Here is an 11,403-nt window from a genome sequence, read left to right on the forward strand (position 1 = left end):
TCCTAAACCTCACCTAATTCTCCAAACATGAAGAAGCTCAGACCGATACTCATTTCAACTGCTTTTTGCCTGATCCTTTTGGCAGGCAAAAGCTTTGCCCAACCGTATATGCTTGCTTCACCAGACAAGAAAACGGACCTAACCATTACCGTAGGCGACAAGATCAGGTGGTCGGTCCGGTATGATCATGAGTTGATCATGAAGCCAAGCAGTATTGCCATCGAACTAACGTCAGGTCAGATTCTGGGTAACATGCCTTCGGTAAAAAAGACGGTTACATCATCCGTGAACAAGGTGATCGAATCGCCCGTGCCGGTTAAAAACCGATTGATCGCCGAGCAATATAATGAGCTTCGGATCAGCTTCAAGGGAAGCTATTCCGTCGTCTTTCGTGCCTACAACGATGGCGTGGCATACCGGTTTGAAACAAACCTGGCCGAAAAGGAAATATCGGTCAAAAATGAAATAGCCGATTTTGATTTTGCCGGAGATTTCCAGACAGCCTGGCCGACAGACGAATCATTTGCATTTGGAAGGAACAACCAGACGGGCGTCGATCCCGGGTTCGGCAGCCTTAATCCGCCATCTACCAATATGTTTGGTCCGCCGCCCTCGCCCGGCCCCGGCCAGAACGGCAGGGCGAAAAATCCGCCGGGCCCGCCTGTCATGCCGAAACGGAGCCCTTTCAATACCTCCTACGAATACCTTTTTCGCGACAGCACTGTTGCGGCAGTGACAGATACCGTGGGCCTTCCCCTTTATTTGTCTACACCAAAGGGGGTAAAGATTGTGTTACTCGAGGCGGATTTATACGATTATCCTAACCTCTTCGTAAAAGGGACCAAGGGCAACTCGCTAACCGCTGTATTCCCGAATGTGGTGACTGCGGAACAAATCATGGGGCCAATGTCACGGATCACCCAAACAGCCGATTATATCGCCCATACTTCGGGCACAAGGGTTTATCCCTGGCGTGCCCTGGCGATCAGTCCCGACGATCGGGGCCTGCTGGAAAATGAGCTCGTTTACAAGCTTTCTTCGCCTCCCGTGATCGTTACGGATTGGATACAGCCCGGCCAGGTAGCCTGGGAATGGTGGCATGGCAGCAATCTTTTTAACGTAGATTTTAAAGCAGGCGTCAATACCGTTTCCTACAAATATTACATTGATTTTGCGGCCATGTATGGGATCAAATACATGCTGATGGACGCCGGGTGGAATAACAATAAAGAGGTAGATGTGCCCGAAATAACCAGATATGCCCAACAGAAAAATGTAGGTGTGATGCTGTGGATGTCCTGGCGGGAACTACTTCCCACACTTCAAAGTACACTCGACCAGTTTCAGGCGTGGGGGATCAAGGGGGTGAAGATGGATTATATGGATCGGGCAGACCAGGAGATGGTGGCGATTTTCGAGAAGGTTGCGACGGAAACTGCCAAAAGAAAAATGCTTATCGACTTCCATGGCGCATTCAAACCCACCGGGTTACACAGAAGGTATCCCAATGTAGTCAATTACGAAGGAGTAAAAGGCTTGGAACACAACAAACTGGGCAGCAGCCGGATTACGCCCAGTCACGACGTAGTGCTGCCGTTTACACGGATGGTGGCCGGCCCGATGGACTATACACCCGGCGCCCTGCGCAACGCGGGCCACGGCAATTTCAGAAATATCCCCAGTGAACCTATGAGTCAGGGTACACGAGTCCACCAGGCCGCGATGTACATCCTGTATGATGCTCCCATTCAAATGCTGGCGGACAATCCGTCCCTGTATATGAAAGAGGACCCTTACACCAGATTTATTACGGGCATTCCGACCGTTTGGGATAAAACGATTGGCATTGATGGCAAAATCGGCCAGTATGCAGTTCTGGCACGCAAAAAGGACGACAAGTGGTATATAGCCGGTATGACCGACTGGACAGGTCGTGATTTCACGATAAAGTTGGATTTCCTGGACGCAAAGAAATACCGCGTCACCATGTTAGAGGATGGATTGAACGCCGATCACTATGGGGCTGACTATACGATCAAAACCATGCAGGCCAGTAAAGATGATCAGATCAAATTGACGATGAGGAGGGGCGGGGGCTGGGCTGCCAGATTGGAACCTGTGGAATAATCTTCATCGGATCGCTGCCGGCAATGCCTGGCACCATTAGGGAGCCATAATTCACGTTTACCAAAATAAGTGGGGCATTCCGGGTTGCATGGAAATTTAGACGGATCCTGCTTTTTTATATACAGATATTAAAAATATGCCGCATGATCCCTGAATTGCGAGTATTCTTAAATGTGGTACTGATTGGTTTCAATTGCAATGGATGAGCTATGGACGATTCGAACGTAATGAAGATATTGAGGCATTTGGAAGGTTTAGAGACGATCTCGACGGATCAATATAATGCCGTAAATACAAATAAGATCCCTGTTTCGAAATACCTGCTGAGCTTCCCGGATCTTCTGGAAATTCTTTCCGATGAACGAAAGGAGTATTACCTGGTGGCAACCGACATGAATTTGTTAAGGGATGTGGAAATTACTTATTATGACACATCAGAATTGACATTTTACAGACAGCTTCTTGTTGGAGGGCTTTATAAATTAAAAATTCGCAGTTGCCATTGTCCTCAATCAAATAGGTCATTTATTGAAGTAATCGATTATAATAACCAGCAGGAAAGTTCGCGATTCAACACATCGAATTTATATAATCTGACAACACTTTCGGATCCGAAAATCGCGTCATTTATTAAAAAATTCATACCTACTTCTCCTTCGTTACTGAGACCTGTACTAGGTGTTTTTTATAAACAATTCGAATTCATGAGCTTTGATGGGACCGAGCGGATGTCTGTCAGCTTTAATATGAGTTTCCACAATAAATCCGACCGTAAATACCTCGAACATACGGTCATTGCTGAGGTCAGTAAAACTCATTTATCAAAGCACTATTTTGGCGACCTGATGCAAAAGGCTGGCGCAAATGAAATCAACGTCAGCAAATACAACCTGGGGTTTTTAATGCTGTACCCGACCTTCGATTTAGCCAAGTTCGGCAAATTACACAAGCATATGTGTTGAAGGCTGGAAATGCAGTTCACCTGGCGCGAGTTTCCAAACTGGACTGGTACTGTCTTGGACGGCACCGGTATTTTGTATGAAGTACATTAGCACTCGATAGCGGATATTTCCAGTTGTAGTCTCGATTGCAGCATTTTTAGTTCCATTATTTTCCTCGCTATATTGCGCTCCACGTGGCCAACAGTCGCAGGATACCACCGATCATACCCAAACGGTGTTTTTATGCCCATTTCCGATAATTTCTCCGCTATTTCCTTAAATGTATTCAATCCGTTTTTCCGGATACTCCTGATAACTGGCGCTGTTTTAATAATATAATCGTCTGAAATTCTTCTTCTTTCTGATATTTTCCTTTCTAAAATAGCGCCTATCGTAAGTTTGCTCAGGTCGTCATCCTCATATCTGTCGGGGAAACCCTTCCCGTCATCCAGTCCAGCCGCATAGCATATTTTTAAAGCTTCTATTAAGTCGGACTTGCCGGTAAAATTGAGCATTTTTCTGACGGAATTTCTGCGTGCGTTTAAATCGCTGGCGGCATTCAATATTTCCTTAATCAGGAGAGATAAGTCAGTATGATCATGATGTAACAATTCCATATTCTGCTTGGTTTGTATTGGGATATTTCGTTCTGCATTCACTATGATGTACTCATCAAACTTTAATTCTGTTGCGATATGTTTGGCTGGCGTGTATATTTTATTAAACCCTATTATAATTCAAATTTGGACATACTTTGATATAGAGACTCGCGATAAGGTTTAACGGTTAATTGTTTACTATTATTCCTATTTTGGATATTTTATGGCATTATCGGAGCATCATTGAATGGTGATATTTAACGCTATTTAAAGCACCATTTCATTCATAAAGGTTGGGTAAATTTTTTGCATAAAATTCCGCTTTACGTGAGAGAATAAAACAATAAATTGAAAGCCATTAAACTTTTGCAGCTAGTTTGTAAGATGAGCGTATCACCAGCTTTGAAGCTTTTTTTCTAAGAATATAATCGCCGAACTGGCCAACCGTATGTAGTTCCTGATATTCCTCATCGGGTATCGAAATGTTGAACATATCTTCCATCTGCAATACCAGGTCTACGATATCAAGGCTATCGAAACCGAGGTCTTTCGAAAGATGTGCGTCATTGGTAATGGAATGATACGGTAAACCGGAATTAATGGCAAACAAGGCTCTGAGTTGTTCTTTCATGGGGATATTATTGAGTTTGAAATGATGGAATATTCCCGTAGAGATAATTACATGGAACCCGGATGGGACAATAAGATGAAATGATGGATGAACGAAAATAATTTAAGATTGGAAATGAAGCCTTCCTGTTAACAAATACTACAATAGTCGGCGTCACGTGGCAGCATTACCACGTTTTAATATTTTTTAACATCATTTAACCGGATCGAACTGAATACTATTTGAATTCGTCGGCACGAAGAACAAGAATTGATATGCCCTGTTTTGAAAATGAACTTTATTATAATGAGAAAATAAATCAGAATATATACAGAATTTGATCTAATGTATATGAGTGCGGATTTATGCCACATATTTCCAATACTCGTTGTAATAGATAGTAATTGGAGGTCGCATTGTGGCACCGATATCTTAAAATAATCATCTGCTTTTTATGAAAACAATACCCATTCGATGTTTTCTTTTTTTGAACCTGCTTTTTGCTTTGTCTAATATATGCCGTGCGCAGCCGCCGGGTGGTCCCGGTGGCGGCGGCCCTCCTTCGGGATTCCCTGAGATGAAAATTGAAACCCCGGAAGACATTGCGAAGAGGGAAACCAAGTGGATGAAAAAGAAACTTAAGCTCACAAAAGAACAGCTTGCGCCGGTTGAGGAAATCAACTTTGACAATGCCCTGAAAAAACAAGAGCTGGTCGACAATCTGATCAAGAACGGCGGCCGGCCAACAAGAGAGCAGTTGGCGGTTAACGAGAAAATCCTGGATCTGCTGGCAGAGGAAAAGGACGGCAAGCTTTCAAAGGTGCTGACCGTGGAACAATGGAATATCTATCTCTCGAAGAAAAAGCAACTCGAAAGTAGCGGCAACAGTGCCTCTGGCCCACCGGGAGGAAGGGCCGGGCGGGATTTCCCTCCCAGGTGACCCTGCTTCGATCTCATCATTCAATCCTAAACGCTCAACCTTTTTGCAACTCATAAATGTTCTTCAAACCGTCGCAAAATTGGTTTCCAATGGGTATCTCTTTATGAGCTACCCATACTTTTCTTTTTTGGAATGCGCTTATTTTTTCGATGGAAACGATGTAGGATTGATGGACCCGGCAGAAGCGGTCAGCCGGCAAAAGAGCGTGAATCCCTTTCACGTTCATCCTGGTCAGCACCGGGTTGCTTCTTGAGTCGGTATATATTTTAACGTAGTCCTTCATTCCCTCGACATACAGAATGTCGGAATACATGATTTTGATGGTCTGATATTCCGACTTGACATATAAAGCAGCCTGCTCATCGGCTGTTTTCTGGGAAGGCATCTTCAGTTGATGCAGCAATTGCGCCTTTCGCGTTGCGGAAAGGAGCCGTTCAAACGAAATGGGCTTTAATAAATAATCCAGGACATTCAGCTCGAAGGCCTTCACCGCATATTGCTCGAAAGCCGTAGTGAGTATAATCATGGGCGGGTCCTTCATCTGCGATAGCAGTTGTAAACCAGAAAGGCCCGGCATGTGTATATCCAAAAAAATCAGATCAAAGTTGATGTGGTCGAGGACCCTTTTGGCGTCCACCGCGCTTCGGCAGGTTTTTACCAAATTCAGGGCCTCAATTTTGCTGATGTCGTCCGCCAAAATTTCCAATGCAAGCGGCTCATCATCTACTGCCAGACATCTCAGCTTATCCATGCCTCATGTTTATTTTTAATTCGACTGAAAAACGTTCTTTCAGGTGATGTATCGTTAGCGTGTGTGTACCGGGGTAGTAGAGTTCAAGCCTTCTTTTGACATTCGATAACCCAAGCCCGGTCCCGGGTATTTGTTCGTCGCTTACCGAATCAAAGCACTGATTGACACATTGGAACAGCAATTCATCATCTTTCACGATCAGGCAGATTGCTATTCTGGAGGGCTGTTCGGAATGGACCCCGAACTTGAAGGCATTCTCAACAAACGGTATGAAAAGCAACGGTTCAATTTTGACCCCGTCGTAGTAGCCGTCACAGGTAAAATCGACCTCGGTCATAGGATGAATTCTCAGTTTCTGAAGATTTACATACCTTTTGAGATACGTCGCCTCATCGTGGAGGTCCACCTTGCTATGTGCCACCTGGTAGAGCATATATCTGAGAATTTCAGACAATTCCATCACGGATATTTCGGCCTGGTCGGACTTGATCCTGGTGAGCCAGCGAATGTTGTTGAGTGTATTAAAAAGAAAATGCGGGCTGATCTGGAGGCGGAGCACGGCCAGTTCCGCACTTGTTTTTTCATACAAGATTTGCTGACTGAACTGCTGCTGGCGCAATCGGTCTGTTAAAACAGCCCAAAGTGAGCTAGAGAGGACGATAAGGATAAATAAAACCAGGTTGGCAAATAGCTGGGGCGGGCCGGGAAAGGTACCGCCCTGCATTTTCTCCGGAAAAAAATCGGGGCCTTTATTGTTCGCAAAATAGATCTGCAGATCATCTTTGATACCCAATAGCAGCAGGCTGTCCAGCAATGTCACCAGGAAGAACAGCAATACCAGATATGAAAAGAACCGGAGTAAATTTCTCGTCAGTAATAATTGAGGCGTTAAACGGAAAAGGTTCAGATAAAAGATGGCAATCAGGACCAGATTGATAATGACCCGGGTGACCACCAGATAATTGACGTAATACCGGGGAAGGTGTTTGAAAATTGGAATGGGCAGGATCAGCGGAGAAGTAAAAAAAGCCAGCCACCCGGTCACGTGCAGCCAGAAACGATAGTTTAGCAGAAAGCGCGGGTAGGTAAGTTTAAGCTGGGAGAGTGGGATCATCATCGGGATTGCTTCTTTGTTACCTATACCCACAAGCGGCCCGTTGTGTTGCATGGGCCCACGGGATAGTTCCCCTTTTAACAAAGCAATTTTTAGAATTTTACCCGGTACATCACGCCGAAATTAAGCCTGTTCTCCTGCACGTCGATGAGCTGGTAATCCGAAAACCCATATACATCGATAGACTGTCGCCTGGTTATTTCGATCACAATGCCTGCTTTATTTCGAAGCTGGTCGAAACCTGTCCCGATCCTGTAAAACAGGTCGGTTGACAGATAGGGTTTGAACCGGGTGTTGTTGGGGTATGAAATTTCAAGCTTGTTGCGCACGTAACTTTTGTCCTGGCCCTGCCCTTCGCTATCGTCTTTAAACTGGTTCTGGTACCTTAGCCGATAGTCAAACTTTAACCTGCGCCACTTCTGATCGTAGGATAAATCCGCGTAAAACCGGTGAAAAGGCTGGTAGGCGTATCGGTAGTATTCGTCATCCCATTTCCTCCGGGAAATATAGCGGTAGTAGCCCGTCACTTCCCACCGCTTATTGATTTTGTAAGACAACCCAAGCTCTCCCAGCAAAGCACTTCTGACAGCCAGGTTATCGCGATATCGGACCTGGGCATTCAGATGAACAGCCAATGAGCGCGTTACATTTTTCTCAAGATTAATTCCGGTCCACAATCCGATTTCGGGTGCCTGCGCATCGCTGACACCGTGTATACAGACTGAAAACAAAACAATGAGGACATATTTAAGGCGTAAGTAATGTTTCTTGCTGCGTATGAACATAGTTGATGGGTTCGCTCTGGTGGTAGTAAATGGTAATTTGTGCAGAATCTTTAAGGAAGTCCAGTTCCTTGATTTCGACCCGGTGGATGATCAGTCCGGTCCTTGCGGTCAGGTCTCGGATCAACTCAGGTTGCTTATCGGGCAGTATTAATTCAATGCGGTCGTAAAATACCGTCTTGGTGTATGCTCTTTTAATGAGCCAATTGCTTTCTAAAAGGTAGACGCACAGCAGGATCATGGCGTTGATCAGGGCAATCTCATCCCAGCCGCCTTTGATAATGGCAGAAATGAGCCCGACTGAAATCACAATAAACAAATAAGTCATGTCCTTGGCAGACAGTCCCTCCGTTCTGTATCTCAGCATCGAAAACACCGCGAACAATCCAAAGGCTGCCCCTATGGACATCTGGACTTTATTGAGCAGATAGGTGATCAGGAAGATGATTAAATTGAAGGCAAAAAATGTCAGGAAAAGATCGGCTTTATGATAAATTCTGTAGTATACCAATCGTATCAGGATAAAAGCGGTCAGAAGGTCGGTCCCGAGCCTGAGGAAAAATTTGCCGGATAGCTTATCAAACCATTGAAATCCCTGAAATGAATCCTGGGAAAGTACTTGCTGGAGTATGACCATCGTGTTTGTAATTCAGCTTGTAAAAATTATTGAACCTTTTTTTAAACCTGTTGTACCGGACCTGAGGGTACAGGCTGATGATACCGATACAGTATTTGCTTAGCGAACCTTGCTTAAACTGCTCATTTTTCATCAGCTGCATAAAAGGCGAAGCGCAGCTCTTATCCTGTTTTACCTCTGCAACAACAACCTGGGAGAACGTGCGTCGATCGGAATCGTTTTGGAAACTCAGATCGAGGTCAAGGGTAACCCGCTCAGTCCCTTCCCGGCTGACCAGCGTAATGCGCTGATAATCCACCGACAATACCGCCCTCAGGATGCTGGGGTCGAAGGGAAGGGCTCCCTTTAAAAAACGACTGCTTTCCTGGTCGATATGCTGCCTGTCCAACCCGCCCCGCTCTGATTTGATCCGGACACGGTTTTTGATCGTTCGCCCTTTGTTATTCTTTAGCTTGACTTCGGTAAACGATAACCTTGATTCGACATAGCTCCGTTGCCTTACCTTATACCGGTTGAGCCTGCCCCCGAGATGCTCTTTGTACAACATGAAATCGGGGGTGTCATAGTAAAGGGTCTGGTACCGGCAGATCCTGTGCGGGCCAATCTCAACCACCCGGTAATGGTCTGTTAACCGGCCAAGTATCTGTGGCAGCCGGACGGCCGGGACCACGAACTTTGAATCGATCCGGTCCATCAGCCTCACACTTTCCATTTCTGCCAGCGTGATGGAGGGTAGCTCTTCGATTTTCCTTACGATGTCTGCCATCAGCGATTCAGTCATCATAGCGGTATTTTTTTACCTGGACCAGTTTTCCGGCGGCGTCAAAAGTCTTCTTTTCCTTTTTAAGTCCTCTACGATCCATGATATACGTTGATTTGCTGATGAGCGCATTTTTGCCATCGTACAACATCTCGCCCACCTTTTCTCCAAGTTCGTTGAACTGATAAGTTTCTTTTCTGAGCTGTTTGTTGTTCGCATCCAGCACAATCTCCTCGGACTTATCGTCGAACTGGTTGAATTTGCTTATGATTTTTTCCTTGATCTTTCCGGATTTATCGTAGTCGATCTCTTCGATCTTATTTCCACGTTTGTCGAATTTTTCATAGGAATCGTTGCGCACCACCTCCTTTTCCCCGGAATAATCTGTGGTCGTGACGGTCGTGGCGACTATGTTATATTTTTTTGCTTCCTTTTTCTTTTGTGCGACACACCAGGTGGCGCTGAGGAGCATGAATACCAAAAGCGGATATTTCGTCATCAGACTGATTGTGATTGAAAATTACTTTAAATAAGTGTTCACAGCCTCGTTACGCTTGGTTACGTGATTTTTGAGGTTTGTAAGTTCCTGCAAAAATGCCGACGCTGTCGTATAGGTGTAATTGGTTTGCTCCACGGCATCAGGCCCGATCACATGGGGGGAAATTAAATTCGAATACTTGGTAAACAGCTCGGACATACCGGAATATGTAAATACCTCGTCATTGAAAGCCCGCACGTATGTTTTATAGCGCTGCTGATATACCGTATCGTCCATCAGGTATCGGATCAGCGGCCAGCTGCTGTTCACCTCGGACAGCGACAGGGACAGGCCCTGGCCCATACCTCCGGTGATACCCGTGCCCCTGCTGCTCATCGCCTCGTTATTGTCCCAGGGAATCCAGGTTAGTCCCTTCCCTGTCCAATGATACAGATAGTGATTGTGTGCCATGCTGCCGTACGTATCCCAGTTAACCATGGTCGTGTTAACAGCAAGCCATTTCATAAAGTAATCCGCGTTGAAAGTCTTTTCCAGGTTTGTGCGCCATGCCGCCGGATTGCTTGTCCGCTCGCTGCTGTTGAGCGTGGCGATGGTAGTCTGCACATCGCTGTAATCATTCTGGGTTTTATTGTTCTTCTTTTCGAATTCGCTTTCCGTGAAAGTTTTAAAGGTCGACTCCGGCTTGTAAATGTTTCCCGAACCCTCGCCAAACTGGTTTTTCACCATGGTATCATCAATGACCTCGACCGCCGTGTACACACCAAAATATTTCAAGCCGTCGCCAAGATCGACGTAGACCTTGTAAAATGCCGTTTTTGCCGATGCTATGCCCGCCATTCGAAAAATGTCGGAAGCTACTTTTTCCCTGATCAGCGAGTTGTCATTATAGCCGGGTGAAAACGAAAGTTCGTTAAATCCGTAGAAACGCTGGTTCTTGATCTCCGGGTACTGGTCTTCAAATTCATCAAAGTCGAGCCGGAAGGGAAGCTTGTAATTCCCTGAGCGCCATGCGCTCGACAGGCTTGAATTTCCTTTCAGCCTGAATCCCACCTTGTACCATTCCTTGCCGCCGTAGGTCATCGACACGGCGATGTAGCTGGGGTCGTCGGTCCCGAAGGTCGCATTGCCGCCGTTATTTCCGTTTCCGCCCGGGAAATTCACATTGGTCGAGTCCATGCCCGGCCCTGATCCTAACCCCGTGGTGTCGATCGGAATCCCTCCTCCAGGCATCTGTCCAGGGTTCTGGCCACCGGTCGTTTGTCCGCCTCCTGCTCCGAAGTCAGAACCGAATTTACTTTGCATATCTGTCCTGATCGCTTGCCAATCCTCGGAAGTCATGCGGATCTCAATGGTGTTAACCTTGTCCTGGGGAAGGACTTCATCGTAATCAGGAGCCGTTTCGTCGCCGTGGCTTTCGCTGGTCCAGTCGGGCGTACCCGAGCCTGAATCCGGTTCTTTGCACGAAACGATCAGGCACAAAAGGAGCGTGCCCAAACATAAATTGAATCTCATCATAATTGGTGTCTGTATGTTAGACCTAATTACGGTTTCTGATCTGAGCTTGTTGCCCGTGCCGGGAATATGCAGAGATTGGGTTTGAAATTGTATATATTCTGCTGTAATTTCCGCTGCAAGTACTTATT

The 11,403-nt window shown here is 45.9% G+C and carries 12 protein-coding genes; 3 read left to right on the plus strand and 9 right to left on the minus strand.

Annotated features, from left to right (window positions below; genetic code table 11):
• The first annotated feature begins 27 nt into the window (after positions 1 to 27).
• Together AC1XUF_RS26115 and AC1XUF_RS26120 are read left to right on the plus strand one after the other, a co-directional pair.
• Positions 28 to 2,127 (plus strand): glycoside hydrolase family 97 protein, encoded by a 2,100-nt coding sequence (locus tag AC1XUF_RS26115; protein ID WP_483344809.1) that lies wholly within the window; start codon positions 28 to 30, stop codon positions 2,125 to 2,127.
• A gap of 209 nt (positions 2,128 to 2,336) precedes the next feature.
• Positions 2,337 to 3,089: a VTC domain-containing protein gene (locus AC1XUF_RS26120; RefSeq protein ID WP_483344810.1), complete on the plus strand. Its 753-nt coding sequence runs from the start codon at positions 2,337 to 2,339 to the stop codon at positions 3,087 to 3,089.
• A gap of 86 nt (positions 3,090 to 3,175) precedes the next feature.
• Here the strand turns inward: AC1XUF_RS26120 and AC1XUF_RS26125 are convergent, their stop codons facing one another.
• Both AC1XUF_RS26125 and AC1XUF_RS26130 read right to left on the minus strand, forming a co-directional pair.
• Positions 3,176 to 3,685: a hypothetical protein gene (locus AC1XUF_RS26125; RefSeq protein WP_483344811.1), complete on the minus strand. Its 510-nt coding sequence runs from the start codon at positions 3,683 to 3,685 to the stop codon at positions 3,176 to 3,178.
• Between the two features lie 340 nt (positions 3,686 to 4,025).
• Positions 4,026 to 4,298 carry an acyl carrier protein gene (locus AC1XUF_RS26130; protein WP_483344812.1) on the minus strand — a complete coding sequence of 91 codons (273 nt, stop codon included), beginning with the start codon at positions 4,296 to 4,298 and terminating at the stop codon, positions 4,026 to 4,028.
• Between the two features lie 433 nt (positions 4,299 to 4,731).
• Between AC1XUF_RS26130 and AC1XUF_RS26135 the strand changes: the two genes are divergently transcribed.
• Positions 4,732 to 5,217: a hypothetical protein gene (locus AC1XUF_RS26135; RefSeq protein ID WP_483344813.1), complete on the plus strand. Its 486-nt coding sequence runs from the start codon at positions 4,732 to 4,734 to the stop codon at positions 5,215 to 5,217.
• 34 nt (positions 5,218 to 5,251) lie between these two features.
• Here AC1XUF_RS26135 and AC1XUF_RS26140 read toward each other — a convergent pair whose 3' ends face one another.
• Genes AC1XUF_RS26140 through AC1XUF_RS26170 form a run of 7 tightly spaced genes read right to left on the minus strand, consistent with a single transcriptional unit; the run spans position 5,252 to position 11,275 of the window.
• A complete protein-coding gene (locus AC1XUF_RS26140; RefSeq protein WP_483344814.1) occupies positions 5,252 to 5,968 on the minus strand; it encodes a LytR/AlgR family response regulator transcription factor in 717 nt (238 codons plus the stop codon).
• On the minus strand, positions 5,961 to 7,136 hold the full coding sequence (locus AC1XUF_RS26145; RefSeq protein WP_483344815.1) for a sensor histidine kinase: 1,176 nt from the start codon (positions 7,134 to 7,136) through the stop codon (positions 5,961 to 5,963). Before AC1XUF_RS26145 ends, AC1XUF_RS26140 begins: the two co-directional genes overlap by 8 nt.
• Positions 7,137 to 7,174: 38 nt before the next feature.
• A complete protein-coding gene (locus AC1XUF_RS26150) occupies positions 7,175 to 7,867 on the minus strand; it encodes a DUF2490 domain-containing protein (protein ID WP_483344816.1) in 693 nt (230 codons plus the stop codon).
• Positions 7,830 to 8,501 carry a DUF4956 domain-containing protein gene (locus AC1XUF_RS26155; RefSeq protein WP_483344817.1) on the minus strand — a complete coding sequence of 224 codons (672 nt, stop codon included), beginning with the start codon at positions 8,499 to 8,501 and terminating at the stop codon, positions 7,830 to 7,832. Before AC1XUF_RS26155 ends, AC1XUF_RS26150 begins: the two co-directional genes overlap by 38 nt.
• Entirely contained in the window at positions 8,443 to 9,285 is an 843-nt protein-coding gene (locus AC1XUF_RS26160; RefSeq protein WP_483344818.1) for a polyphosphate polymerase domain-containing protein, read from the minus strand. The genes AC1XUF_RS26155 and AC1XUF_RS26160 overlap by 59 nt, the downstream gene beginning before the upstream one ends.
• Positions 9,275 to 9,760, minus strand: coding sequence for a hypothetical protein (locus AC1XUF_RS26165; protein WP_483344819.1), 486 nt, complete (start codon positions 9,758 to 9,760; stop codon positions 9,275 to 9,277). The genes AC1XUF_RS26160 and AC1XUF_RS26165 overlap by 11 nt, the downstream gene beginning before the upstream one ends.
• Positions 9,761 to 9,781: 21 nt before the next feature.
• A complete protein-coding gene (locus tag AC1XUF_RS26170) occupies positions 9,782 to 11,275 on the minus strand; it encodes a CotH kinase family protein (RefSeq protein ID WP_483344820.1) in 1,494 nt (497 codons plus the stop codon).
• Positions 11,276 to 11,403: the final 128 nt, after the last annotated feature.

The organism is Dyadobacter sp. HNCC25DJ185 (genome assembly GCF_056895195.1).

Coding starts and splice junctions, on each gene's coding strand:
- AC1XUF_RS26115 (WP_483344809.1), top strand. CDS start 28: ATGAAGAAGCTCAGACCGATACTCATTTCAACTGCTTTTTGCCTGATC.
- AC1XUF_RS26120 (WP_483344810.1), top strand. CDS start 2,337: ATGGACGATTCGAACGTAATGAAGATATTGAGGCATTTGGAAGGTTTA.
- AC1XUF_RS26125 (WP_483344811.1), bottom strand. CDS start 3,685: ATGGAATTGTTACATCATGATCATACTGACTTATCTCTCCTGATTAAG.
- AC1XUF_RS26130 (WP_483344812.1), bottom strand. CDS start 4,298: ATGAAAGAACAACTCAGAGCCTTGTTTGCCATTAATTCCGGTTTACCG.
- AC1XUF_RS26135 (WP_483344813.1), top strand. CDS start 4,732: ATGAAAACAATACCCATTCGATGTTTTCTTTTTTTGAACCTGCTTTTT.
- AC1XUF_RS26140 (WP_483344814.1), bottom strand. CDS start 5,968: ATGGATAAGCTGAGATGTCTGGCAGTAGATGATGAGCCGCTTGCATTG.
- AC1XUF_RS26145 (WP_483344815.1), bottom strand. CDS start 7,136: ATGCAACACAACGGGCCGCTTGTGGGTATAGGTAACAAAGAAGCAATC.
- AC1XUF_RS26150 (WP_483344816.1), bottom strand. CDS start 7,867: ATGTTCATACGCAGCAAGAAACATTACTTACGCCTTAAATATGTCCTC.
- AC1XUF_RS26155 (WP_483344817.1), bottom strand. CDS start 8,501: ATGGTCATACTCCAGCAAGTACTTTCCCAGGATTCATTTCAGGGATTT.
- AC1XUF_RS26160 (WP_483344818.1), bottom strand. CDS start 9,285: ATGATGACTGAATCGCTGATGGCAGACATCGTAAGGAAAATCGAAGAG.
- AC1XUF_RS26165 (WP_483344819.1), bottom strand. CDS start 9,760: ATGACGAAATATCCGCTTTTGGTATTCATGCTCCTCAGCGCCACCTGG.
- AC1XUF_RS26170 (WP_483344820.1), bottom strand. CDS start 11,275: ATGATGAGATTCAATTTATGTTTGGGCACGCTCCTTTTGTGCCTGATC.